The sequence below is a fragment of the Massilia sp. TWR1-2-2 genome (assembly GCF_049897565.1).
Lineage (GTDB): Bacteria > Pseudomonadota > Gammaproteobacteria > Burkholderiales > Burkholderiaceae_D > JAFCUW01.
Genome location: NZ_JAFCWM010000006.1, coordinates 193,544 through 219,252, shown reverse-complemented (window position 1 = coordinate 219,252; position 25,709 = coordinate 193,544). Strand labels below are relative to the sequence as shown.

Genomic DNA, 25,709 nt, shown 5'->3' with positions numbered 1-25,709 from the left:
CGACCTCGTCACCGTGTTCCTGAAGGGTATCGAGGGCGTCAACCAGCCTAAGAACGTGGTCGCCTCCGAGATGCTGCGCCTGAACACGACGATCGCGCCGCGTCCGGTCGCTACGCAGAGCCCGCTCGGCGTAGCCGCCGGCGACAACGCCGGCTTCCCGAACGGCCGCCGTCCAGCCGACGACGTCACCGACCTGTCGCTGCGCGTTGCCATGGGCGCGCTGTGCGTGCTGACCGGCGCCACCGATACGCTCAAAGTTGGCTGCAAGCCATCCGATGCACCAGCTGGCGGTGCAGCGCTGACCGATGGCGTGCGCAAGACCGCTGCCGACTTCAAGGGCGTGTTCCCGTACCTGAACACCCCGCTGCCGGGCAATAACTAAGTCGAGGAGAAACCTATGAAGCCATTCACAATCCCCGGCCGCAAACGCGCGGTCATCGTCGCGGTGACGATGCTGGCAGCGGTAAGCCTGACCGCCTGCGGTGGCGACGGCGACGACTACCGCGCGCCGGATGCACCGGTGCCGGCGCCGACGCCGGCTCCAACGCCGACGCCGATGGTCGACGCCTTCTTTGCCGCCGTCAGCGCGCTGATTGGTGCTTCGGCGGAAGACACCGAGCCTAGCGCCACGGTGGAAGCGATCGTCGCCACGTCACCGGAAGACACAGAGCCGCAACCGGTTTCGTAATCCCGGCGCATCATCCCGCTGGAACCTTCGTTTTCGCTAACGAGGTTCCAGCGTTTTTACGGTTGGCGGCTCGATTGTCACCAACTTAAAGGTTATTTCCTGACCGTGACGTTGACCTCGTACCTGCGCCCATGGCCCTCGATGGCGATGGTGCCCTTTCTTTCAATTGCCCCCGCAGGCAGTTTATTCGCCGTTATGCGTACTAAAGTTCCGTCACTGGTCATGTTGCGAATGTAAATCAGATCGGGATCGAAAGGACTGCTGCGCTGTTGAACAAGATTGCTGTAGCTCCAATTCATCTCTTTCAGCATCAAATTGACTGTCCCATCGTCTCGATATGCTCTCACATCAGACTGCCACCGTTTTCGTCCATCGATGGTTTCTGCCCCACTCACGACCTCGATTTCCACGGCCTTCATAATCACTGTACTGAGCGCCTTCGCTTTTACGGCCTCGGGCGTTGCAACGCAATGACTTCGCGCGCCAGCTGCACGCGTCCATTGCCGGACAGAGGCCAGCAGACCCTGCCTGTGGCGGACGATGTCGGGGTCGAGTCATCTCAACCCCGACATCGTCCGATGATCAATAGCGATCGTCGAACGCGAAAATCGGCTTGCGCGTTTTCCACTGGCCGCCGGTAAAGTCAGGGAAGTCCAGCGTCTGGAAGTTCTGCGCAATCGACATCTCGGACAACGGCGTGATGGCGCTCCAGCTGACCGCGTCGTAAATATCGATCGGCATCGGCGCCTGCGCCTTCAACGCTTCCACGAACGAGTGGATGACGAAGAAGTCCATGCCGCCGTGGCCCGCACCCTCCGCCGCCGTGGCATATTTGCGCCACAGCGGATGCTCGTATTTGTCCTGATAGGCCTGGAAGTCTTCCCACTGGTGCGCACGGCTCTTGCCCTCGATGTGGATCGAATTGTTCAGGTCCATCCACAGCCCGTCGGTGCCCTGCACCCGGAAGCCCAGCGAATAGGGGCGCGGCAGCGACGTATCGTGCTGCAGCAGGATCGTTTCGCCGTTCGCGCACGACAGCGTGGTGGTTACCACGTCACCGAGCTTGAAAGAGGTCTTTGCGCTAGGATGGTTGGCGCCGTCCGGCTGCCTGACGATGTAGTCGTGCAGGCCGCGCGCCTTGGTAGCGAAGGCGTTGATGCGCGTGAATCGGTTGCCGCGATTGATGTTGGTGTACATCGCGCACGGGCCGATGCCATGGCTCGGATACAGCTCGCCGTTGCGCCGCACCGAATGCTCGGTGCGCCAGCGCGCTTCGGACCAGCCCTTGCTGCCGTATTCCACGCCGCTGCCGTACGGCTTGGCCGGGTCGCCGTTGTTGAACTTGACCGCCCGCAGGTCGTGCTGATAGCCGCCCTGCAAATGCACCAGCTCACCGAACAGGCCTGCACGCACCATCTGAAGCACCGCCATCACGTCGCGCCGAAAGCATACGTTCTCGAGCAGCATATACGGTGTCCTGGTCTTGAGCTGCGTATTCAGCACGTCCCAGTGATCCTGCAGCGTGATGCCCGCAACGACTTCGCAGCCGACTGGCACCTTGGCCTGCATCGCGGCGATCGCCATCGGCGCATGCCATTCCCATGGCGTTGCGATGATCACGCCATCGAGCTCGCCGGCGTCGAGCATGCGCTTGTAGGCCTGCGGATCGCGGTTTTCGCCGAACAGTTTTGGCCGCGGCTTGTTGAACTTCTCGATCTGCTTGAGTGCTTTGCCGAGCATGATCGGTTCGATGTCGCAGAGCGCCACCACGTCCAGGTCGTCGCGGCGCAGCAGCTCCTGCAACAGCACCTGGCCGCGCATGCCCGTGCCGATCATGCCCAGGCGCAGACGCTGGCGCCCCGCCGCAAAAGCCGTCGGCAGCATCAGGCCGCCGGCAAAGGCGGCGCCGGCGGCGAGGAAGTGGCGTCGATTAAAAGCTGAATTCATGGGACTCCTTCAAAAAGATCGTCTTACTGTGGCAGCGTGGTGACATCCACCGCCGGTTGCTGGCCAGTCGAGGGCCGGGTGTAGGTTTGTCCGACCGGGACATAATCGGCGAAGAAGCCGCCGTTGCGCAGGTAGAAGCGGCCGTTGTCCACGCCACCGGCGTAATCCATGCGCTGGGCATTGGTGGCCGTGGCGTCGCCGGTCAGGCGCCCTGTCGTCAGCTCCGTCCATGCGCCAGATACCGAGCGTGCCCACTGGTTGCCGAAGGAGACGCGGCGAGCAGTATAGCCTTTGGTGTCGATGAAGTTCTCGAGGAACGAGTGCGCGCCGGTCAGGTAGGTCGAGATGGATGGACGCTTCCAGGTCGCCATGAAGCGCCACAAGCCCGTCTCTGGCGCATAGAACCAGGCCGAATAGTCGGTGCTGCCGGCGCCGTCCGGACGCACGCGGGTGATGAAGCGATAGGTGTTCCCAGTGATCCAGTTGTACGTCAGGTAGGACTGGCCGCCGGTGCCTTCGCCGCCGAAGGTGTTGTCGACCACGCCCGCGCCCTTGCTGACCAGCGTTGTCTTGCCGCCGTTGTCCGCATCCCATACCGAGAACAGTATCCAGCGCTCCGTCGGCGACTTGACCTGGATGCCGAAATAGCCCTGGCCGAAGCCGTTCGCCATGTAGTAGGACCCGGCAGGATCCTGCCCAGCCGGCACGGTCAGCTCGTTGTAGAAGTACTCCGTGTTGGCCGGCGTCGTGTAGCCCATGTGGACCGACGGCCCGCGCCGCGACCAGTAGTAATTGGCCGCGTCGTTGGCGTAGTTGATGGTGGCGGTGGTAGTCACCTTCAGCGCCGCAACGTCGCCGAAATAGCCGCCGTCCTTGCTGATGCCCTGCAGGTCGACCTTGACATAGCCTGGCGCGGCGACATTGACCGTGCCGACCGCGTACGTCTTGCTGGCGGCGCCGGCCAGCGCCACGGTGAACGCGGTGCCGTTGACGGTCACCCGGATCGTGCTTTTATTGCTGCCGGCTAGTTTGGCGTCCAGCGCCAGCGTTACCGACCCGGCGGACGCCATGCGGAAGTAGGCGCTGGTCACCGTGCTGGCGCTGGTCCAGTTGGCCAGGCCGTTGTCGTTGATGATCCCGCCGGCGCCGGATGCCGGGGCGGTGATGAAGGCGTTGCCGGCCAGCGCCACAGTTACCGGGGCCGCTACTACAGTCGCCTTGGCCGCCGTCGCATCGGCCCGACCGAGTGAGTGCGCGCTGTCGGCGCCGCAGCCGGCCAGCATCAGCACAGACGAGTACAAAAACAAATAACGTCGGTTCATGGTTCGCTCCACTTAGAATGCATATTCGGCGGTCAGGCGCACCGAGCGCGGGGCGGTGCGGCTGGTCACTTGCAGGTAGCTCTTGGCGATGGCGCCGCCGTCTTCGCGCGTCTCGTTGTAGCGCTGGATGGTCTTGCGGTCGAACAGGTTGAACACGTCCACCTTCAGGCTCAGTCCCTTGGCGAACCTTGGCGCGTAAGCCAGGTTCAGGTCGAGCTGCGCCTGCCACGGCAAGCGGCCCTGACTACCGCGCGGCGTCGCGACGCCGTTGCAGTAGAAGTAGGCGGAGCCGTAGTCGTTGTCGAACTTCAGATCGGCCGGCAGTTCGCCGATACAGTTGCGCGGCGCGCCAGACATCAGCGACAGGTTGGCGCCGACGGTCACTTCCGGGCTTACCTGCGCAAAGCCATACGCCTTGATGGCGTGGCGATGGTCGCCAGGCAGATAGCCGTAGGCGTTGTACATCAGCTCCTTGTGGTCGTCGCTGATGGTCAGGCCGACGTCGCCGCCGCCGATGGTGTCGGTCTGGCCTTCCATGTTGCCCTTCAAGGCCGACAGCGTGTAAGTGAGCTTGCCGTACCAGCCGCTGCTGAACGGGTGCTCGGCGAACAGCGTGATTGCCTTGTAGCTGCGCTCCGGTGTCGGGTTGCCCCACTGCGCCGCCGTGATGTCGACGCGCCGCAGGCCTTTGCCGTCGGCGAAATCGATCATCAGCGCGCTGTCGCGGCCAGGATTGATAATCGCGCACTGGAAGCCGCCCCAATGGCCGGTGTCGACGTTGTTGCGGACCGCCCAGTCGTCGATCGGACGCTGGTCGCAGGTGTCGTCGTTGGTGTCGTTCAGCTTGCGGTACAGGGTGCTGGCGCCCACCACCAGCTGCTTGTTGAAGGCTTTCTCGAAGCCGAGCGAGAACTCGTCCTGCGACAGCGGCTTCAGGCCAACGGCGGTGACTTCACGCGCGTCGCGCGCCTGGCCGTACGCGTTATTGGCCGAGTAGGGCTTGCCGATCTGGTGCAGGCCGGTCGGAGCGCCGGTAACCGGATCCGCGCCCGTATAGGTAAACAACTCGCTGGTGGAGGTGAACGGCGCGGCCATATTGCTCGACAGGTTCGATGGCACCGGCAGGTGATAGCGGCCGGCGTTGGCGAACAGCTTGAGCGAACCGTCGCCGTTGTAGTCCCAGGTGGCGCCCAGGCGCGGCGCGATCATGTTCCGCTGCGAGATGAAAGCGTCGCCGGTGCTGGTGTAATTGGTGAACTGTTCGCGGCGCAGGCCCAGGTCCAGCAGGATGCGGTCGGTGACCTGGTAGTGGTCCTGGATGTACTGCGCCGACTGTTCGCTGGTCGGACGCGCGAGATTGCTGTAGAAATCGCGGCTGACGTAGAAGCCCTGCGCGCCGTAACCGCCGCCTTGCGCCGGCGTCTCGAAGGCGCCGTTGATCGCGCGAGCCGGGTCGGCAGCCTTGCGGTAGCTCCAGCGGTAGCCGCCGGCCAGCGTGAAGCCGACCATCGATTCGACGTCGATGCGATCGATACCGCCACGCAGCGAGTGGGCGCCGAGTTTGTACTCGAGGTCCAGGCGCTTGGCTTTTTGGCGGTCACCGGATGCGGGATCGACGATGTTGCCGGTCACCGTTTGCGGCGACGCGTAGGCCAGGCCCGGCACTTGCACGGTGGCGCCGGTCGACACCTGCGCCAGGCTGGCGTCGTAGCCTGCCGGAAGGCGCAGATGGCTGGTGCGCGAATCGCCGTACAGCGCGGTCACGGTCAGGTTGTCGGTGATGTACCCGGTGTACTTGAAGATATTGACGTTGGAGCCGGGGGCGGCCGAGGCGCCGCAGCAGTTGATGGCGGTCTCGCCGGCGTTGCCGGGGACGTTGTCGTGCGAGCGCGTAGCATACGAATAGCCATAGGCGCGGCTGCTCGACTCGGTGCGGTCATACAGCTTGGTGTATTCGAGGCGGTGGTTATCGGTGATGTTGTAGTCGATCTTGGCCAGGTAGCGCTCCACCGTCGCCGCGCTGGTGCTCCAGCCGGTGCGCAAGGCGGTGCCGGTGGTATCGGTGGAGGCGCCGACGGCTTCCGAGTCGGACTTGGTGCGTTCCAGCGCGACGAACGCGAACAGCTTGTTCTTGATCAGCGGGCCGCTGCCGTACAGTCCCGCGGTCTTGCTCGAGCTGGTGTTATCGCGGTTCCAGTACAGCAGATTGCCGTCGGTCTTGGGATTGGCGCCGGTATTCGGATAGTAGATATTTTCCGGCCTGCCTTTCAGGCCGCCGGGAATGGTCGACAGCTTGCCGCCGAATTCAAACTTGTTCCCGCCGCTCTTGGTCGTGATATTGACCACGCCGCCGGTGGAGCGGCCGAACTCCGAGCCGTAGCCGCCGGACAGCACCTGCAAGTTGGAGATCGCGCCGAACGGCAATTCGGACGCGCCGACCTGGGTCAGGATGTTCGTGACCGGGAAGCCGTTGACATAGAACGCATTCTCCGACTGGCCGGAGCCGCCGATCGACGGCGCGTTGCCGTACTGGCTGTTGGTGCCGCGCGCCACGCCAGGCGTGAGCTGCACCACCGAAGCGATATCGTTCGCTACCGGCAGCGCCTTCAATTCCTTGGCGGTAAACACCACGCCGTTATTCGTGTTGGAGACATCGATGAAAGTACGCGTGCCGCGCACCACCACCGTTTGGCCGCCCTGATCGTTCTCGAAATTGACCTCGGCACCGCTGCCCACGAGCGCTTCGACTTCGCGCGTATCCTGTACCGAACCGCCACGCAGCACGCGCGCCGCATAACGTCCCGGCGGCATCGAGTTGGCGACGTAGCGCCCGGCTGCATCCGGCGTCAGCGTGCGCTGCACGCCGGTGTCCAGATTCTCCAGCACGACCGTGGCGCCGGCGGGCGATTTGACCTGGCCGAAAATGGTCGTGGTGGCGTTGGACTGCGCCCAGGCTGGGCTGCCGGCGGCCGCCACGGTCAAGCCGATAAGGATTAGCGTGGCCTGGTGGATGGCGGTGATGCGAGGTTTGAAGCGGCTTTGGTGCATGCTGGTCTCTCCTTCTGTTTTCATTCGTTTTCGAAAGTCTGTTGCTTGCGATGTATTCACTCTAAAAATAAAAATCAGCATGGTCAACAAAAAAAAGGTTTTTCCGTAAATTAAACGTCAAAACCTTTCGTATAAACCGCCCGCATGATCGTAAACTTTCGATATCGTAGCAAAACAGCTACAATTAAGCTGTAGCGACCAATCAACTATCTTTCTTTTTACTTTCGAAATTGACTTTAGAACGAATAGATCTTATTATTTATTCGACCTAATCAAGAAACCTTTCGATGACTACCTTATTCCAGCGGACTGCCCTTTCATGGGGCGACATCGGCGGCATCCATACCGCAGAAGAGATCGCCCACCAGCCCGCCCTGTGGCGCGAGCTCGCCGCGCATCTGGTCGCCGAACAAGGCCGCATCGCCGCCTTCCTCGCCGACAGGCTGCGCGATCCGCAGCAGCGCGTGATCCTGACCGGCGCCGGCAGCTCCGCCTACGTGGGCGAAATCATTGCGGACCAGATCAACGCCGCCTGGCCATGCCAGGTGCGCGCCATCTCCACCACCAGCCTGTTGACGCACCCGGCCCTGTACCTCGAAGCCGGCGCGCCGACGCTGCTGGTGTCGCTCGCCCGCAGCGGCAACAGCCCCGAGAGCACCGCCGCCATGCAGCTCGTGCGCGACCTGGTTCCGGGCGCGCGCTTCCTTAACATCACCTGCAACGCCGATGGCGCGCTGGCGCAGCAAAGCGCCCCCGACGATGCGAGTCTTAATCTGATGATGCCGGCCGCGAGCTGTGACCGCGGCTTCGCCATGACCAGCAGCTTTACCTGCATGCTGCTGGCGGCGTTGAACGTGTTCGACCCCGGCTTCCACGTGGACCGACTGAAAACGTTGGCCGATGTGGCCGAGCAGGCCATGGTCGACTGGTCCGCGCCGGTGGCCCGCCTGGCGGCGCAGCCGGTAACGCGCGTGGTCTATCTGGGCAGCGGTCCGCTCGAGGCGCTGGCGAAGGAAGCGGCGCTGAAGGTACTTGAACTGAGCGCCGGCAGCGTGCTGGCGATGGCCAACACCCCGCTTGGCTTTCGCCACGGCCCGAAGGCGGCGGTCAACCAGCAAACGCTGGTCGTGATGTTCCGCAGCGCCGATCCGCTATCGCGCCGCTACGAAGACGACCTGCTGGCCGAACTTCAGCGCGACCAGGTAGCCAATGCCTGCGTCACGGTGGGTGCCGGCGGCGACATCGGCATCGACACGCCATCATGGCCTGACGCCTGGCTGGCGCCTGTCTGGCTGCTGATGGCGCAGCAGTACGCGCTGCACCAGTCGGCGCTGCTGAACCTGCGTCCCGATAATCCCTTCACCGGCGGCATCGTGAACCGCGTGGTTCAAGGCGTTACCATCTATCGCCATGATGAACTCTGAAGCGCGCGGCTACCACGGCATCGACGTCGGCGGCACCAAGATCGAACTGGTGTCGTACATCGAACAAGGCCACGACCTGAAGGAGGTCCACCGCGAGCGCATCGCCACGCCGTGCGTCGACTTCGTCGAATTCCTCGACGCCATACAGGCGCTGCTCGTTCGTGCCGATGCGGTGCTGGGCATGCGCGCCGCGGTCGGCATCGGCCTGCCGGGCATTACCGACAGCGAGAGCGGACGCCAGCTCAGCTCAAACGTGCCGGCGTTGAACGGCCGGCTGGTGGTCAGCTCGCTCAAGGAAGCGCTGCAGCGCCCTATCGCCGTCGGCAACGATTGCCAGTGCTTCGCCTTGTCCGAAGCGCAGGGCGGCGCGGCCGACGGCATGCCGAGCATGTTCGGCGCCATCATCGGCACCGGCGCCGGCGGCGGCTATTGTCTCGACGGCCGCCTGCTGCGCGGCTCGAACGGCGTGGCCGGCGAATGGGGCCATTGGCCGCTCGCCCCCTCACTGCTGGCGCCATATGCCCTTCCGTTGTACGAATGCCCGTGCGGCCGGCGCGGCTGCCTGGAGCGCTACGTATCCGGCCCTGGCATGAGCCAGCTGCATCGCCATTTCGGCGGCGGCGACGAGACGCCGCTGTCCATCGTCGCGCATGCGCAGTCCGGATCGGCCACCGCCGCCAAGACGCTGGAAGTGCACGTCGACCTGCTCGGCCATGCGCTGGCGAGCCTGGTGATGACGCTCGACCCGCATGTCGTCGTGCTCGGCGGCGGCTTGTCGCAGCTGGCGCACTTGTACCAGCAGCTGCCTGGCGCCGTGCGCCGCCATCTGTTCGCTGGCGTGCGCACGCCGCCGATCCTGCCGCCGGCGTTTGGCGATGCTGGTGGCGCGCGCGGCGCCGCCCTCCTCGCCCGGCAAAATTCAACCGCATCATCGAACGACAATTGAGCCCTATGAAAACCACCAAGTCCCTGTCGCCCGTTCAGCAGATCGTCGCCGCCCACCGCCGCGGTGAATGCGTGGGCCTGTACAGCGTGTGCTGCAGCCATCCCAGCGTGCTGCGCGCCGCCATGCGGGTAGCCGCCACATACGACACGGTGTTGCTGGTCGAAGCGACTTCGAACCAGGTCGACCAGTTCGGCGGCTACACCGGCATGACGCCGCGGCAGTTCCGCGACTACGTGCACCAGCTGGCGCGCGAGCACAGCTTTCCGCTCGAGCGGCTCATGCTTGGCGGCGACCACCTGGGCCCGAATGCATGGCAGGAACTTGACGCGACAACCGCAATGCAAAACGCCGAAACGCTGATCGCGGCGTACGTGGCGGCCGGCTTCCACAAGATCCACCTCGACTGCAGCATGCGCTGCGCCGACGATCCCGAATACCTGAGCGACGAGATCATCGCCGAACGTTCGGCGCGGCTGTGCATGGTGGCCGAACAGGCGGCCGAACAAGCCGGCCTGCCGGCGCCGGTGTACGTGATCGGCACCGAAGTGCCGGTGCCCGGCGGCGAAGCCGACCTGGCGAAGGCAGGCGCCGTGACTGCGGCAGGCGCCGCCAAGCGCACGCTGGACGTGCACCGCAAAGCTTTCATGGACCTGGACCTGCACGTTGCATGGCGCCGCGTGATCGCGATGGTGGTCCAGCCGGGCGTGGACTTCGACCATAGCCGCATCCAGCATTACGATGCGGCGCAGGCGGCGACGCTGTCGGCGTTCGTCGCCGGCCAGCCGGGCATCGTGTTCGAAGCCCACTCCACCGACTACCAGCGCGAATCGGCGCTGCACGACATGGTGCGCGACCACTTTGCCATCCTCAAAGTGGGTCCGGCCGCCACGTTCGCGCTGCGCGAAGGCCTGCTCGCGCTGTGCCGCATCGAAGACGAACTGGTGGCGGCCGGGCAGACATCGCGCCTGATGCAGGTATTGGACGAGGTGATGCTGGCCCAGCCCAAACACTGGAGCAAGCACTATCCCGGCAGCAGCGCCGAGCAGCGCCTGTTGCGCCGCTACGGCCTGAGCGACCGTTGCCGCTATTACTGGGGCGAGGCGCCGGTGGCCGCCGCTGTCGAGAAGCTGTGCGCCAATCTCGACGCGCGCGAGATCCCGCTATCTCTGCTGAGCCAGCACCTGCCGGAGCAGTACCTCGAAGTGCTGCAAGGCCTACTGGCGACCGACGCCAACGCTTTGCTCGAGCACCGCATCGGCCGCGTGCTGGCGCAATATGCGCGCGCCTGCAACCGCAATGCCAACGCCATCGCGCCGGCGGAGGACATTGCGCCTGCAGGAACTGCGTCGGCGATCTGTTAAGCTCATCTTTTGGCAAAACGACACTAAAAACACCATGCGAAATACCAGTCAACGCCGCGCCTCGATCCTGCAGGCGCTCACTCAACATGGTTCGGTCCAGGTGACCGAGCTCGTTGAGCAGATGGGCGTATCCGCCGTGACCATCCGCACCGATTTGAGCAGGCTCGAGTCGCAAGGCCTGGCCACGCGCAGCCACGGCGGCGCCACCTTGACCCGCACGCCGCCGACCGAGCACACCATCCCGCAAAAGGATGCGATCAATCACGCGCAGAAGGAGCGCATAGGCGCCTGGGCCGCGCGCATGGTCGAACCGGGCGATAACATCATCATCGATTCGGGCACTACTACCATTTCGCTTGCGCGCCATCTGCGCGAGGCGCAGAACGTGACGGTGATGACCAACGGCCTCAATATCGCCTGGGAGCTGGCCGACGCGCCTGGCGTGGACCTGATCCTGACCGGCGGCCTGCTGCGCAAGCAGTCGCTGTCGATCCAGGGCACGCAGGCCGAAGCCTGTTTGCAGGCCTACAGCTTCGACAAGCTGTTTCTCGGCGTCGACGGGTTCGATCTGCAGTTCGGCGTGACGACCCACCATGAGGCCGAGGCTAGCCTGAATCACAAGATGGTGGAGCGGGCCAAGAAGATCATCGTGCTGGCCGACGCTTCCAAGTTCGGCCGCGTGAGCCTGCACCGGATCGTGCAGATGGATCGCATCCACACTGTCATCACCGACGCCAGCATCAGCCGCGAGTATCGCGACGGCCTGCTCGACGCCGGCATCGAACTCGTCATCGCGGAATAGACCCATTGTTAAGCGGCCGAATCCTCACCCCTGATGGCTGGATCAACGGCAGCATCGCCTTCGACCAGCGCATCCAGGCGATCCAGGAAGGCGCCGGCGGCGCGTTGACCATCCTGCCTGGCTTCATCGACCTGCATGTGCATGGCGCTGGCGGCGTCGACATCATGCAGGGCGGCGACGCCGGCGTCAAAGTGGCACGCAGCCACGCACGCCACGGCACCACGGCCATGTTGGGCACCACCATGACCGCGACCGACAACTCCATCCGCCGCGCGCTGAACGGGCTGGCCGCGTCAATCGCCGAACGGCCGCCTGGCGCCGCGCGCATGCTCGGCGTGCACCTGGAAGGTCCTTTCCTCAGCATCCACCGCCTGGGCGCGCAGCCGGCCGACGCCATCGCCATCGGCAGCATGGAACTGGTGCGCAGCTATCATGCGCTGGCGCCGATCCGCGCGCTGACGCTGGCGACAGAAGTCGAGGGCCACCTGGCGCTGATCCCGCAGCTGAAGGACATGGGCATCCGCGTGCAGATCGGCCACAGCAACGGCAGCTACGAAGACGGCGTCGCCGCGCTGGCAGCCGGCGCCGCCGGCTTCACGCACCTGTTCAACGGCATGACCGCGCTGAACCACTACAAGCCCGGCATTGTGGGCGCCGCGCTGGCGCATGCCGAATACGCAGAGATCATCCCCGATTTGCAGCACGTGCATGTTGGCGCAATACGCGCCGCCCTGCGCGCCATTCCGCGCCTGTATGGCGTGACCGACGCCACCGCTGCCACCGGCATGCCGGACGGCGAGTATGGACTGGGTAGCCAGCGCGTGTATAAATGCCTGGGCTGCGTGCGGCTGGCGACCGGCTCGCTGGCCGGCAGCGTGCTGACGATGGACCAGGCGCTGCGCAATTTCGTCGACCTTGGCCTGGACCTGGCCGATGCGTCGAATCGTCTATCTCTTTATCCGGCGGACTACCTGGGCGAGACCGAACGCGGTCGCCTGGCGGCGGGCGCCTGGGCCGATATCGTTGTGCTCAACGCCGACCTGCAGCCGGTGGCCGTCTTCGTTGAAGGCGAAGCCATTGACCTTCCCCCCCACTAGCCGGAGTTTCGATGCAAGCCACCCAGACAGCAGCACCCGCACGCGCGATGCGCTTCCTGTTGTTCATTGCCGGCATGGGCGGACTGCTGTACGGAATCGACGTCGGCATCATCGCCGGCGCGCTGCCCTATCTTGAATCGACGGCGTCGGTGGCGTGGCGCCTGAGCGCGCAGCAGCTGAGTTTTATCGTCGCTGCCGTGCTGCTGGGGTCCGTGCTGTCGTCGCTGTTCGCCGGCGCGCTGGCCGACTGGATCGGGCGGCGCTGGGCGATGGTGCTGGCCGGCCTGCTGTTCACACTGAGTATTCCGTTGATCGCCCTGGCAGACGGCTACGTACCGCTGCTGCTGGGCCGCCTGCTGCAAGGGATCAGCGGCGGCTTGATCGGCGTGGTGGTCCCGCTGTACCTGGCCGAGTGCCTGCATGCGCGCCAGCGCGGACGCGGCGCGGCGCTGTTCCAGCTGCTGCTGACGATTGGTCTGGTGGCCGCGGCGCTGATCGGCTTGTTCCAGGCGCAGTCGGTGGAGACTGCGACGGCGGCCGCTGGCAGCTTGTCGGAGATTGATCGCGCGGCCACCGTGTTCGCCGCGAAGGATCACGCATGGCGCAGCATTTTCTGGATGTGCCTGACGCCTGGCGTGGTGTTCACGGCAGGCTGCCTGATGCTGTCGGAGTCGCCGCGCTGGCTCGCGCAGCGTGGCGACATCGAAGGCGCCCGCGAGGCGCTGCTGCGCACCCGGCCTGCAGCCGAAGCGGAGGCCGAACTGCGCGACATATCGAACGCACTCGCGCCGGTGACGGCGAAAGGCGTCAAAGTCAGCCGCGCCGCAGACGACAGGCTGCTGAGCCGCCGCTACATGCTCCCCTTCCTGCTGGCCTGCCTGGTGCTGGCGCTGACGCAAGCGACCGGCATCAACTCCATCCTCGCTTACGTCGTCAATATCCTTAACCAGGCAGGCCTGCCCGGCGCCACCGCCAACATGGCCGACGTCGCGCTCAAAATGCTGAACGCCGTGATGACCGTGGTTGCTGTGGTGCTGGTCGATCGCAAAGGCCGCAAGTTCCTGCTGAAGCTAGGCACCGCCGGCATCGTTATCGCCCTGCTGACATCTGGCCTGCTGTTCCAGAGCGTGGAAAGCGGTCGGCGCGATGTCGCCGCCGTGCTGCAAGCGCGCGTGCAAAATGAAGGACTCGAACTGCGCCTCGACGGCGCCACCCTGAAGGCGCTTGGCTCGGATAGCAGCGGCGCACCGCAGCAGCTGACCGTCGCATACTCGTACGGCCCTTTCACCAACGTGCAGGCCCGCCGTAGCGACGACGCCGCGCTGCCGACATTGCGCATGACGCGTGAAGATACCGTGCAAGCGGACAGCGTGATCGGGGTATTCTTCCGCAAGCTGCACCTCAATCCATTTGCCGATCCGGCCGAAGGCGCGACAGAGCCACTGCGCATCACGCAGGCCCACGTGGCCGCCGTGCCGTCCACCACGCATGGCTGGCAAGTCGCGTTGGCGATGTGCTTGTTCGTGGCCAGCTTCGCTGTGGGCCCAGGCGTGTGCGTATGGCTGGCGTTGTCCGAACTGATGCCGACCCGCATACGGTCGAACGGCATGAGTATCGCGCTGCTGATCAATCAGTTCGTTTCGACGGTGATTGCGGCGGTGTTCCTGCCGACGGTGGGCCAGTACGGCTACGCGACGATGTTCTTCTACGGCGCTGGTTGCACAGTGCTGTACTTCCTGACTGCCGCCTTCCTGCTGCCGGAGACCAAAGGCAAGACGCTGGAGGAGATCGAGGGGCATTTCGCGCGATAGGCTGTTCGCACGCGCGGATGCGTGAAGAAGGCCGTCACAGACGTTACCTATCGCAAGCAGGGTGTATGCTTTGGCAGCAATCTCATGCGGGAGTTGCCAGACCGAGGCTGTGTCCCGATGAAAGCAGGCGCCGGCACATGAGCGAAATTGCGAATCGGGGCAACGCTCCCCTTGATCCTTCCGTCATCAGCGTTGACCAGATAGCGCAAGCGGTCGGCGCGGATCTCGCCAACGGGCTCACGTCCGCGGAGGCGGCGCGTCGGCTTCAGCAAGACGGCGACAACGAACTGCGCTCGTCCCCGCGGCCGCCCGCCTGGCGCCGTTTCCTGTCGCACTTTCGCGATCCCCTGGTCTACCTGTTGATTGCGGCAATTGGCATCGCGCTAGTTGCCTGGTGGATCGACGGCCGCGCGGGCTGGCCGGTCGATGCGATCGTCATCGCGGCGATCGTCTTGCTCAACGCTGTGCTGGGCTTTGTGCAGCAATCGAAGGCGCAGAACGCGGTTGAGGCGCTGAGCCGCATGACGGCGGCGAGCTCGTCTGTACTGCGCGACGGCCTGGTGCTTCGGGTACCTAGTGCCGCACTGGTGCGTGGAGACATGCTGGTGCTGGCGGAGGGTGATGCCGTGGCAGCGGATGCACGCCTGGTGCAGGCGACGTCGCTGCGCGTGCAGGAAGCGGCGCTGACCGGTGAAAGCGAGGCAGTGCTCAAGGACGCCGCCACGCTGGCGAAGGCGGCGCCGCTCGGCGACCGGCTCGACATGGTCTTCAGCGGAACGGCCATCGCGCAGGGCACCGGGCGCGCCGTTGTCACCGCGTGCGGCATGGCCACCGAAATGGGCGCGATTGCCGCCATGCTCGAAGCTACCGCCGATGAGCCGACGCCGCTGGAAAAGGAAGTCCGGCGCATCGGGCGCATGCTGGGCGTGGCGATTGTGGTCATCGCGCTGGTGGTGGTGACGTCGATCTTGTTAATGTCCGACATCCGCAGCGCGGCCGACGTCGTCCCGGTATTGCTGCTCGGCGTGTCGCTGGCGGTAGCGGCTGTTCCCGAGGGCTTGCCCGCCGTGTTGTCGGTGGTGCTTGCGCTCGGCGTGCAGCGCATGTCCCGCCATAACGCGATCGTCAAGAAACTGTCGTCGGTGGAGACGCTGGGCTCGGTCTCGGTGATCGCGTCCGACAAGACCGGTACCCTGACGCGGGCGGAAATGACCATCGAGCGCGTGATCACCGCGTCCGGGGACACGCGCATCACCGGGATAGGTTACGCCCCGGAAGGCCGGGTCGAGCACGAAGGCGCCGCGCTGGAAGCGGGATCGCTGCATCAGGAAATCATCGTCATGCTCAGCGGCGGCAGCCTGGCCGGCAACGCCGACCTGCGCCAGGGCGCGAACGCCGCGTGGGAAATCCAGGGAGACCCGACCGAAGCGGCGTTTTTGGTTGCCGAGCGCAAGCTCGGGGTCAGCGAGCGGCGGGCGCAGCGCTTCGAGCGCGTGGCTGAAATCCCTTTTACGTCCGAGCGCAAGATGATGTCCACGATCGAGCTTGACCATGAACATGGCGATGAAGCCGTGGTCATCACCAAGGGCGCCCCGGACGTCTTGCTCGACAAGTGCACGCGGGTGCGGGTGGGGATGGCGGTCGTTGCCCTCGACGACGCAAAACGCGCGCAGATCCTGGCCAATGTCGACTCGCTGTCCGACGCCGCGCTGCGCACCCTCGCCGTGGCCTACCGGCCACTTGCCGCGGACGAGGACCGGGCCGGCGGCGAGCTGCTCGAGCGCGAGCTGATTTTCGTCGGCACCGTGGGCATCATCGACCCACCCCGTCCGGAAGCGCGGGTGGCGATTGGCGAAGCGCGCGGCGCCGGCATCCGCGTCATCATGATTACCGGCGACCATCCACGCACCGCCGCCCGCATCGCCGCCGATCTCGCGATCGGCGAGCCTGACGCCACGCCGTTGACGGGAGTGGAAATAGATAAACTCGACGATGCGGCCTTCGCCGAGGCCGTGCGCAAGACGTTCGTCTATGCCCGCGTGTCGCCGGCGCACAAGCTGCGCATCATCGCCGCGCTGCGGGCCGACGGCAACGTGATCGCGATGACGGGTGATGGCGTCAACGACGCGCCGGCGCTGAAAGCGGCCGACATCGGCATCGCGATGGGCGTCACCGGGACCGAGGTGACCAAGGAAGCGGCCAAGATGATTCTGGCCGACGACAACTTTGCGACCATCATCGAGGCCGTGCGCGAAGGCCGCGCCATCATGGATAACATCCGCAAGTTTCTGCGCTACCTGCTTTCGACCAATATGGGCGAGGTGCTGACGGTGTTCCTCGGCGTGGTCGGCGCCGGCGTATTGGGACTGAAAGGCGCCGGCGATACCGTCGTGCTGCCGCTGCTCGCCACCCAGCTCCTGTGGATCAATCTGGTCACCGACTCCGGCCCTGCCCTGGCGATGGGCGTCGATTCGTCCGTCGACGAACTCATGGGCCGCAAGCCGCGCCATGTCAGCGCGCCTATCATTGACGCCCGCATGTGGTCGGATGTGGTCCAGACTGGCCTGGTGATCGCGGCGGCGACCTTGCTGACGATCGACCTTTATCTGCCCGGCGGGCTGATCGACGGTGAATCCGACCTGGCCACCGCGCGCACCGCAGCGTTTACCGTCCTGGTACTGTGCAGCATGTTCACCTGCTTCACGGCGCGTTCCGACACAAGCAGTGCATTCGCACACCTGTTCGCCAACCCATGGCTGTGGGGCGCGGTTGGCGTGTCAGTGCTGCTGCAGGTAGCGGTCGTCCACCTTGCCTTCCTCAATGTTGCCTTTGGAACTGCGCCGCTGGATCTGGCACAGTGGTTCGGGTGCGCGGCGACCGCAAGCGTAGTGCTGTGGTACAGCGAGTTGCGAAAACTGCTACGCCGCGCGTTGAGCAAGCGACGCCGGCCGGCATGAATTGCGGCCGGCGTCGGGCAAGAGGGTCAGGTAAGTAATCTGCCGGCCAGCGGACAGGTGTTGGCATGGCCGCAGGCGGCGCACAGATCCCGCTCGATTGTGGCCGCGCCATTGCAGACGGCCGTCTGTGCCATTTGCGCTGTCAAGGCGCGGGCGTAGGCAAGAAACACCCTCAGCGGCTGCCCGGCACGGTTGAACTCCGCGGTCAGGCGGTGCGTGCTGATGCGGTACGCCGAGCCGGCATCGCGCACGACGGCGCGGCATGGCGATACGGCGCCGTTGAGGAAAAGCGGAATGCCGATGACCCCTTCGTTGCCGACAACGGATATGTCGGCGTGCGTGGCGCCACCCACGTAGCTGAGCACTACTGCACCGCTGACGGGGAAATACACGTAAGGCTGCGCCGTGCCTGCCTGGTACAGCGTTTCTCCCGTGGCGATGGACACCAGGCTCAGGTGGGGCAGCATGCGGTCGAGGGCGGCGGCCGGCAGACTCGCCAGCAGGCGGTTGGAGGCGGCGCGATTCAGATACGAAACAGGCATGGTTCTCCTTCGCAACTTGGTAATCGCGTCACAGGCCGACACAGTCGTTCCAACGCGCGGCACGATGGCCAGGCGCGCCCTACCCGGCCGGGACATCGGCGGCCGCTTTCAGCGCTGGCTTGTTGAACACGAGCCGGCCGCCCATGGCCTCGACAGCGATGGTGTCCTTGACGCCGAACTCCCCCGACAAGATCAGCTTCGATAACGGATTTTCGATCTGCTGCTGGATCGCGCGCTTGAGCGGACGGGCGCCATACACCGGATCGTAACCGGCTTCGGCGATCTGCTGCAGCGCCTTGTCCGATACTTCCAGCGTCATCTCCATCTTCGCCAGGCGCTGTTCGAGCAGGCGCAGCTGGATCTTGGCGATGGCGCCGATGTTGTGCTCGTCGAGCGCATGGAACACCACGATCTCGTCGATCCGGTTGATGAACTCCGGCCGGAAATGGCTGCGCACTTCGCCCATGACGGCCATCTTGACGAGCGCCGGATCGTCGCTCTCCATCGACTGGATCATGTGCGAACCGAGGTTCGAAGTCATCACGATGACGGTGTTCTTGAAGTCCACGGTGCGGCCCTGCCCGTCCGTCATGCGGCCATCGTCGAGCACCTGCAGCAGCACGTTGAAGACGTCATGGTGCGCCTTCTCGACTTCGTCGAGCAGGATCACGCTGTACGGCCGGCGCCGCACCGCCTCGGTCAGGTAGCCGCCTTCCTCGTAGCCGACGTAGCCCGGCGGCGCCCCGATCAGGCGCGCCACCGAGTGCTTCTCCATGAATTCGCTCATGTCGATGCGGATCATCGATTCTTCGGTATCGAACAGGAAGCCCGCCAGCGCCTTGCACAGCTCGGTCTTGCCAACCCCGGTCGGGCCAAGGAACATGAACGAGCCGTACGGCCGGTTCGGGTCCGCCAGCCCCGCGCGCGAACGGCGGATCGCGTCCGACACGGCGACGATGGCCTCATCCTGCCCGACTACCCGCTCGTGCAGTTTTTCCTCGATGTGCAGCAACTTGTCGCGTTCGCCCTGCAGCATGCGCGACACCGGAATGCCGGTCGCGCGCGCGACCACCTCGGCGATTTCCTCCGCCCCTACCTGGGTGCGCAGCAGCTTCGGCGTCGAGCCGGCCGCGTCGCGCGCGCTGACGTCTTCCTCTTTCTTCAGCTGCGCCTCGAGCTGGGGCAGTTTGCCGTACTGAAGCTCGGAGACCAGCTGCCAATTGCTCTCGCGCGTCGCTTCCTCCATCCGGTGGCGGATCCGTTCGATCTCCTCCTTGATGTGGGTGGTTCCCTGCACGATCGCCTTTTCCGCCTTCAGCACTTCCTCGTAGTCGTTGTACTCGCGTTCCAGGCGCGCGATCTCGTCGTCGATCAGGCCCAGACGCCGCTGCGACGCCTCGTCCTTTTCCTTCTTGACCGCTTCCTTCTCGATCTTCAGCTGGATGATGCGGCGCTCGAGGCGGTCCATCACTTCCGGCTTGGAGTCGATCTCGATCTTGATCTTCGCAGCCGCCTCGTCGATCAGGTCGATCGCCTTGTCGGGCAGGAAGCGGTCGGTGATATAGCGGTGCGACAGTTCGGCCGCGGCGATGATGGCAGCATCGGTGATCTCGACCTTGTGATGCAGCTCGTATTTTTCCTGCAGGCCGCGCAGGATGGCGATGGTGTCCTCCACGCTGGGCTCGTCGACCAGCACCTTCTGGAAGCGGCGTTCGAGCGCGGCGTCCTTCTCGATGTATTTGCGGTACTCGTCGAGCGTGGTGGCGCCGACGCAGTGCAGTTCGCCGCGCGCCAGCGCCGGCTTGAGCATGTTACCGGCGTCCATCGCACCTTCGGCCTTGCCGGCGCCGACCATCGTGTGCATCTCGTCGATGAAGACGATGGTCTGGCCTTCGTCCATCGCCAGTTCCTTGAGGACCGATTTCAGGCGCTCCTCGAACTCGCCGCGGAACTTGGCGCCGGCCACCAGCGCGGCCATGTCGAGCGACAGCACCCGTTTGCCTTTGAGCGACTCGGGTACCTCGCCGTTGACGATGCGCTGCGCCAGGCCTTCGACGATGGCGGTCTTGCCCACGCCCGGCTCGCCGATCAGCACCGGATTGTTCTTGGTGCGCCGCTGCAAGATCTGGATGGTGCGGCGGATCTCGTCGTCGCGCCCGATGACCGGGTCGAGCTTGCCCTGGCGCGCCCGCTCGGTCACATCGAGCGTGTATTTCTTGAGCGCTTCGCGCTGGCCTTCGGCATCGGACGAATTGACCGCCTCGCCGCCGCGCACCGCGTCGACCGCCGTTTCGAGCGCTTTGCGCGTCAGGCCCGCTTCGCGCGCCAGCAAGCCGGCGTCGGACTTGTCGTCCGTTAGCGCCAGCAAGACCATCTCGCTCGAGACGAACTGGTCGCCGCGCTTCTGGGCGTCCTTGTCGGCCAGGTTGAGCACGTTCATCAGCGCGCGGCTGACCTGGGTCTCGCCGCCGGTGCCGGATACTATCGGCAGCCGTTCGAACGCGCTGCGCAGCGACGTCTGCAGGCTGGCCACGTTGACGCCGGCGCGCTGCAGCAACGAACGCGCGCCGCCGTCGTCCTGGTCCAGCAAAGCCGCCAGCAGGTGGACCGGTTCGATATATTGATTGTCATTGCCGACCGCGAGGCTCTGCGCGTCCGACAGCGCTTCCTGAAGCTTGGTGGTCATTTTTTCTTGCCGCATGCTGTCGCTCCTGAGGAATTGAAATGCTTAATCCGGCTTACCCAAGGCAACCCGGTATGCTTCGAGCTTTTTTTCGTAATCGACTGCGTCGCCGAATTCGAGGAATCCGGCGTAGCGCCGATGGTTGCCGAGCATCTTGCGTGCATGCTTGATCGGGCAAAAATATTGTTCGGTGCGCGAGACGATTTCGGTGCAATAGGCGAGCAGCCCGGTGCCGTACGCGCAATACGTACAGTGGAACTTTTCGATGATGTTCAGGTATTCGAGATTCTGGCGGTCGAAAATGATGTAGTTGTCGCGCCGCACCCGGGCAATGCCGTAGACCGGAAAGCAGCACGCCTGGTAGACGCTGATGCACAGGTCGACCAGCAGCAGTGGGACGGCCATGCCGTAGATGATCGGGCCGGTCAGCAGGTTCTGCGGACGGTACGTCACCAGCCAATGAAGCAGATTGCTCTTGAGCTTGCGGTGCTCGGCACGCACCGTGCGTTCGAACTGCACCCGTTTGCCATCGATCTGGAAAAACATTTTACTTTGCTCTTCGCGCAAGGTCGCGGCCAGTTCTTCTTCAAGGGTATTCATTTCAGCCAACAAGGTGCGGATTTTCTCAGTCATCATGGCGGCAGGTTTCGAAGGGGTAATTGTCAACCAGATGCACCTTCTCACACGCCTTGCAAAAAATATATGATGTACATCAAAATTGCTGGGTTGCCATCAATCCGATGCAATTTGGCCCAGTCTATGCGACGGTGACCGCTAGCCGCGGCACCATGGCGGCCATGTCAGCGCGCCGGTTGAAGCGGTATTGACCTCGGCGAGGTAACGCCGGGCGGACTTCGCAAATTTGAAGCGTTCCTGTCTCACGGCGTGATCGCCACCTTGAGCACGCCGTCGCGCTGGTTCGCGAACAAATCGTAGGCAAGTTCGATTTCATCGAGCCGGAAGCGGTGCGTCACCATCGGTTCCAGGTTGACCTTGCCGGACGCGACGACGTTCATCAGACGGCGCATGCGTTCCTTTCCGCCGGGGCACAACGTAGTGACGATACGGTGGTCGCCGAGTCCCGCGGCAAACGCGTCGAGCGGAATGGATAGCTTGCCCGAATAAACGCCCAGGCTGGACAGCGTGCCGCCCGGCCTCAGCGCGCGAAGGCATTGTTCGAAGGTAACCTGGGTTCCCAAGGCCTCGATCGCCACGTCGACGCCGCGGCCGTGCGTCAGGCGCATGATCTCGGTGAGCGGATCGGTCTTGGTGTAGTCGATCGTCACGTCGGCGCCCATGGCCCTGGCCACGTCCAGCCGGGCCTGAAGGCCGTCGACGGCGATGATCAGGCTCGCGCCGCGCAGTTTCGCGCCCGCTGTCGCACACAGTCCGATCGGGCCCTGGGCGAAGATGACGACGGTATCGCCAATCCGGATGTCGCCGCTTTCCGCGCCGCCGAAACCGGTGCTCATGATGTCAGGGCACATCAGGACCTGCTCATCGCTCAGGCCGTCCGGAATCGGCTCCAGATTGGACATCGCGTTCGGCACCAGCAGGTACTCGGCCTGGCTGCCGTCGATCGTATTGCCGAAGCGCCAGCCGCCGGCGGGCTTGCCGCCGCACTGGGCCTGGTGGCCGTCGAGGCAAGTGTAGCACTGGCCGCAGGGGGTTATCGCGCCCACCACCACGCGCTGGCCGACGCTGTAGCCTTCGACGCCGGCGCCGAGCTCGGCAATGATGCCCACTGGTTCGTGGCCAATGGTGCGGCCCGCCGCGACCGGAAACTCTCCCTTGAGGATATGGATATCCGTGCCGCATATCGTCGTGGTCGTGATCTTCACCACCGCGCAGCCGGGACCTGCCGTTGGCACCGGTTTTTCCTCCAGCGATATAACGCCGGGTCGTACGTAGACTGCCGCTTTCATCGTGCGCATGATGACTCCCTCTTGTCTGATGGTGGTCACCTTCGCACACACGATGCGAAAAACTAATGATGTGCATCAAATCTGCGTGGTTGCAGTTGGTCGGGTGCAGGTCGCAAACGACAGGCCCGTTCATAACTGACTTGAATTACCGGCATTCTAACAACGGCGTCCACTGGCAATGCGTGGTATGCCAACGGCCGTAGAACTGTCCAACATTTTCGTTTGGCGGCAGCTCCGGTACTGAGGCGCCCCTCCCATCAACCCGCGAGCTTTCTCGAGATTCAACATTGTGAAGCCGAACTCGGTACCGGCGCCGTCCTTGCGGACCGAACGTTGACGTCCTTTGCCAGAAGCCGCCCTGTGGGCTCAATCCGAGAAAAATCGCTCCGGCAGGCGCTATTTCGCCAGCGGTAGCGTGGCCAGGCGGTCCAGAATCTCGGCACGCACCGCCTCGGGCGCGTTCAACTTGGCCAGCGCGTCCGGCCACTGCTCCTTGGCCCGGTTGACCGTCTGCTTGACTGCCGCCTTGGCAATGCGCTCGGAAATGCCGGCGCTCTTGGCCACGGCAAGGTAATCGTCGACCGTTTCCTTGCGCTGGTACTTGTCGATGGCAACGTTGGTGCCGAATCCCTGGAAGCCCGGCAGCGCCGCGACGCAAACGATGTCGTAGGCCGGTGAGAGTTCAGGCATCACGCCGTTGTGGTAGAGCACGGAGAAGTTTTTCAGATGCGCATCCGAATTGCCCAGGAGGGTATTCACCACCTGGCGAATGAAAAATTGGCGCACGTCCTCGATGCCGCGGGTGCTAAAGCGATTGAGCACCTGCACCAGGCGAACGAAGTAGTCGCGGCCGGCGTACTTCTGGTTCGGCATCAGGCGAAGGAGCTGGCACGCATCTTCCATGTGCACCGCGCTGCCGGGACCACGGTCGAACCGGTCAACCGCCAGAAAATGCGTGTCCGGACCCAGGGCCGCTACCAGCTCGTCGCGACCGACCATTTCCCGCATCTGCACAGTGCGGCACTGCGCGATGTTCACGCCGGCCTGCGCGGCCAGCTGCATGCACGCATATTCGTTGAAAACCTGCGAGTCGTCACCCTTGAGCGGCAGCTTGGCAATAAGGTCCGAGAGCGTGCCCTTAACCGGCATGCAGTAGCGCTGGCCGTTTTGCACGCTCGACAGCGCGAGCTTGTCTTGGACGCCAGACAGAGACGCGGCGCCTTCGGCCGCCCGCTCCGGCACACTGATTTCGAGGTTGTCCGAGCCGCCCGTCACGCCGAATGTCCGGGCGGTCGCCGTGAGCTTGTCCAGGTCGGCCGGCAGCACCTGGACCGCGCCAGGCAAATCTTCGCCGGCGGCGGCCAGCACGCCGAAGTCATCCATGTCACGCGGGTCCTTACGCGTTGCCGCCAGGCGCCGGCGCAGCGCGCCCTCGGGCAGCAGGCCGGCGAAGAACGGAGGCAGCTCCCCGCGCTCACGGTAGACAGCCCTGTCGAAGTAGTTGGTCAACGTCTTGCGGGTCAGCTCGTCCTCGCCGGGTACCGTCATCGAAATCGACAAGGTAGGGCGCCGCGCGTTCGCCACATATTCGTCCGAAGCAATGAAGCGCGTTACACGCCCGGCTTCGCACAGCCAGCCAATATGCTGACCTTGCAGGAAGACGTCCAGGTAGCGCGGCAGGAGCTCGTTACTCATTGGCGCTACCTCCGAACAGCTGGTCTACGGTCGACGGCGCCTCATCGGGGCCGATGGCCTTTCCGGACAGCAGCCGCTGCACTTCAGGAAGCAGATGCTTGGGCACCAGAACCCAGGTAGCGTCAAGCGCGTCTGCCAGCGCTTCAAGCGTACCGGCTTTCGCTTCCGATTTTCCGCTGAGCAGCTTGCTGAGACTCGACGTCGCAATGCCTGTTACGTCGTGAATCTGCTGCAAGGTACGGTTCGATTGGGCACGGCGGTCGCTGAGCAGTTCCGAAAGTTTCATAGCGTTGAGACTAAATTTTGTTGTACATATTAGCGTATAGACTAACATATTAGGCTTGAAAGAACAACAATACTTAGCGTCCACGCTAAAATAGTTGTAAATTATTATCGTGAAAGCTAAAAATACTAAACATCAGCAAAGAAAGTCACTTCTTTAAATAGTGTCTGGTTAGCACCACGCCGGGTGTCCATCCGAGCTTTGCAGTTCATGCTAAATTTACCTTGCCCTCACCCTCACCCTGGGGCTGAAGAGGATAGTTGTACGTTTCAGGAGGTGGTGCTTTGGGTAACAATCGGATGCTGCGATGGCAGCTGTGACTGCCACGGAACGTTGGAAACGGAAGTGCGTTTCAATGGTCTGAATCAGGTGCAACTTGATAAGATTACGAAGGGGGGCGGAACCGCAGAATTGGAACTGTCACCCTGGCAAGTTAAGCTTAACAGGGCTCTCTTGACCAAGGACGAAAAGGAGCAGATGGAAAACGACGGAAGTCTTTTTATTGAAGTTAAACTCATTGAGAAGTGTTGGCCAAGCTTCAATCGCTCGGTACCGGCGCCGCCTTGAGGACCGAACTTTGACGTTGCCAGTAGACCGCCAGATGTTTGACTGATGAAACCGTGGCCTACAATTATGAAGACCTGCCACCAAGCCCGTAGGCCAGTCAGCTTGCTACTCGATTTGCAGCAAGATCCCATCCGCCAACGGTGCTTCCGCCGCCACCTCCGCCAATCTTTTGCTGGATGTAGCGCCACTTAATTTTCGAGTATTTAAGACTGACATGTTCATCGAGTATTGTGCCGGGCTCAATGCTTGGTTCAATCCCACCGATAAGGACATTGTCGAGTTCAATCTGAAAATAGATGATCGGCTGGCCATTGCCGTCAGCGCGCATGAACTCGAACCTTGCCTTTGGGAGCGTTCTGCCCATGGCACAGTGCTGCATCAGTATTGGCGAGGCTAAATCAGCCATTTTCGTAAAAGTTACGTCTCTCAACTCAGCGCGTTCGGCAGTGTGCCCACCAGCAGTTGAAGCCGTGGCGCTCTTCGGCTGACGAATTCCCCAGTTTACCGATTGGCATTCGATCCAATCCTTGTGCCTGTCATCTTGCGATTCGCCTTTAATTCCCTCAATTTGCAAATATACGTCGATAGCCATTCTTTCTTCCTCGATTTAG

Annotated in this window: 21 protein-coding genes; 10 read left to right on the top strand and 11 right to left on the bottom strand. The window is 63.6% G+C overall.

Annotated elements, in window-relative coordinates; genetic code table 11:
- Positions 1-382: DUF4331 family protein (locus ACP7DD_RS08170; protein WP_426174228.1), on the top strand; the 382-nt coding region annotated here is incomplete at its 5' end.
- A 15-nt stretch (positions 383-397) separates the two neighbouring features.
- A complete protein-coding gene (locus tag ACP7DD_RS08165) occupies positions 398-688 on the top strand; it encodes a hypothetical protein (RefSeq protein ID WP_426174227.1) in 291 nt (96 codons plus the stop codon).
- Positions 689-780: 92 nt separating this feature from the next.
- Here ACP7DD_RS08165 and ACP7DD_RS08160 read toward each other — a convergent pair whose 3' ends face one another.
- The 4 genes from ACP7DD_RS08160 to ACP7DD_RS08145 form a co-directional block, all read right to left on the bottom strand.
- On the bottom strand, positions 781-1,107 hold the full coding sequence (locus tag ACP7DD_RS08160; protein ID WP_426174226.1) for a hypothetical protein: 327 nt from the start codon (positions 1,105-1,107) through the stop codon (positions 781-783).
- Between the two features lie 163 nt (positions 1,108-1,270).
- Complete coding sequence (locus tag ACP7DD_RS08155; RefSeq protein ID WP_426174225.1) at positions 1,271-2,635, bottom strand: Gfo/Idh/MocA family protein; 1,365 nt, start codon at positions 2,633-2,635, stop codon at positions 1,271-1,273.
- Between the two features lie 23 nt (positions 2,636-2,658).
- Positions 2,659-3,957 (bottom strand): DUF3472 domain-containing protein, encoded by a 1,299-nt coding sequence (locus ACP7DD_RS08150; protein WP_426174224.1) that lies wholly within the window; start codon positions 3,955-3,957, stop codon positions 2,659-2,661.
- 12 nt (positions 3,958-3,969) lie between these two features.
- On the bottom strand, positions 3,970-7,005 hold the full coding sequence (locus ACP7DD_RS08145; protein WP_426174223.1) for a TonB-dependent receptor: 3,036 nt from the start codon (positions 7,003-7,005) through the stop codon (positions 3,970-3,972).
- Positions 7,006-7,292: 287 nt separating this feature from the next.
- On the opposite strand from ACP7DD_RS08145, the gene ACP7DD_RS08140 reads away from it, so the two are divergent.
- The 7 genes from ACP7DD_RS08140 to ACP7DD_RS08110 all read left to right on the top strand — a co-directional run bounded on the left by ACP7DD_RS08140 (position 7,293) and on the right by ACP7DD_RS08110 (position 17,403).
- Positions 7,293-8,429: an SIS domain-containing protein gene (locus ACP7DD_RS08140; RefSeq protein ID WP_426174222.1), complete on the top strand. Its 1,137-nt coding sequence runs from the start codon at positions 7,293-7,295 to the stop codon at positions 8,427-8,429.
- Positions 8,416-9,375, top strand: a complete 960-nt coding sequence (locus ACP7DD_RS08135; protein WP_426174221.1) for an ROK family protein — start codon at positions 8,416-8,418, stop codon at positions 9,373-9,375. The genes ACP7DD_RS08140 and ACP7DD_RS08135 overlap by 14 nt, the downstream gene beginning before the upstream one ends.
- 5 nt (positions 9,376-9,380) lie before the next feature.
- A complete protein-coding gene (locus ACP7DD_RS08130) occupies positions 9,381-10,736 on the top strand; it encodes a D-tagatose-bisphosphate aldolase, class II, non-catalytic subunit (RefSeq protein ID WP_426174220.1) in 1,356 nt (451 codons plus the stop codon).
- Between the two features lie 34 nt (positions 10,737-10,770).
- Positions 10,771-11,538 (top strand): DeoR family transcriptional regulator, encoded by a 768-nt coding sequence (locus ACP7DD_RS08125; RefSeq protein ID WP_426174219.1) that lies wholly within the window; start codon positions 10,771-10,773, stop codon positions 11,536-11,538.
- Between the two features lie 5 nt (positions 11,539-11,543).
- Positions 11,544-12,635: an N-acetylglucosamine-6-phosphate deacetylase gene (gene nagA, locus ACP7DD_RS08120; RefSeq protein WP_426174218.1), complete on the top strand. Its 1,092-nt coding sequence runs from the start codon at positions 11,544-11,546 to the stop codon at positions 12,633-12,635.
- An 11-nt stretch (positions 12,636-12,646) separates the two neighbouring features.
- A complete protein-coding gene (locus ACP7DD_RS08115) occupies positions 12,647-14,446 on the top strand; it encodes an MFS transporter (protein WP_426174217.1) in 1,800 nt (599 codons plus the stop codon).
- Positions 14,447-14,583: 137 nt separating this feature from the next.
- On the top strand, positions 14,584-17,403 hold the full coding sequence (locus ACP7DD_RS08110) for a cation-translocating P-type ATPase (protein ID WP_426174216.1): 2,820 nt from the start codon (positions 14,584-14,586) through the stop codon (positions 17,401-17,403).
- Positions 17,404-17,429: 26 nt separating this feature from the next.
- On the opposite strand, the gene ACP7DD_RS08105 is transcribed toward ACP7DD_RS08110, so the two are convergent.
- From ACP7DD_RS08105 to ACP7DD_RS08080, 6 genes are all read right to left on the bottom strand, one after another.
- Positions 17,430-17,945, bottom strand: coding sequence for a Crp/Fnr family transcriptional regulator (locus ACP7DD_RS08105; protein ID WP_426174215.1), 516 nt, complete (start codon positions 17,943-17,945; stop codon positions 17,430-17,432).
- A gap of 79 nt (positions 17,946-18,024) precedes the next feature.
- Positions 18,025-20,646 carry an ATP-dependent chaperone ClpB gene (gene clpB / locus ACP7DD_RS08100; protein ID WP_426174214.1) on the bottom strand — a complete coding sequence of 874 codons (2,622 nt, stop codon included), beginning with the start codon at positions 20,644-20,646 and terminating at the stop codon, positions 18,025-18,027.
- A 27-nt stretch (positions 20,647-20,673) separates the two neighbouring features.
- Positions 20,674-21,264 carry a hypothetical protein gene (locus ACP7DD_RS08095; protein WP_426174213.1) on the bottom strand — a complete coding sequence of 197 codons (591 nt, stop codon included), beginning with the start codon at positions 21,262-21,264 and terminating at the stop codon, positions 20,674-20,676.
- 242 nt (positions 21,265-21,506) lie between these two features.
- The gene (locus ACP7DD_RS08090; protein WP_426174212.1) at positions 21,507-22,562 is read right to left on the bottom strand and encodes an NAD(P)-dependent alcohol dehydrogenase; all 1,056 of its coding nucleotides are present in this window, start codon (positions 22,560-22,562) and stop codon (positions 21,507-21,509) included.
- A 387-nt stretch (positions 22,563-22,949) separates the two neighbouring features.
- On the bottom strand, positions 22,950-24,248 hold the full coding sequence (locus ACP7DD_RS08085) for a type II toxin-antitoxin system HipA family toxin (RefSeq protein ID WP_426174211.1): 1,299 nt from the start codon (positions 24,246-24,248) through the stop codon (positions 22,950-22,952).
- Positions 24,241-24,534, bottom strand: coding sequence for a helix-turn-helix domain-containing protein (locus tag ACP7DD_RS08080; RefSeq protein ID WP_426174210.1), 294 nt, complete (start codon positions 24,532-24,534; stop codon positions 24,241-24,243). Before ACP7DD_RS08080 ends, ACP7DD_RS08085 begins: the two co-directional genes overlap by 8 nt.
- A 330-nt stretch (positions 24,535-24,864) precedes the next feature.
- Between ACP7DD_RS08080 and ACP7DD_RS08075 the strand changes: the two genes are divergently transcribed.
- Complete coding sequence (locus tag ACP7DD_RS08075; protein WP_426174209.1) at positions 24,865-25,098, top strand: hypothetical protein; 234 nt, start codon at positions 24,865-24,867, stop codon at positions 25,096-25,098.
- Between the two features lie 97 nt (positions 25,099-25,195).
- On the opposite strand, the gene ACP7DD_RS08070 is transcribed toward ACP7DD_RS08075, so the two are convergent.
- Positions 25,196-25,690, bottom strand: a complete 495-nt coding sequence (locus ACP7DD_RS08070; protein WP_426174208.1) for an Hcp family type VI secretion system effector — start codon at positions 25,688-25,690, stop codon at positions 25,196-25,198.
- Positions 25,691-25,709: the final 19 nt, after the last annotated feature.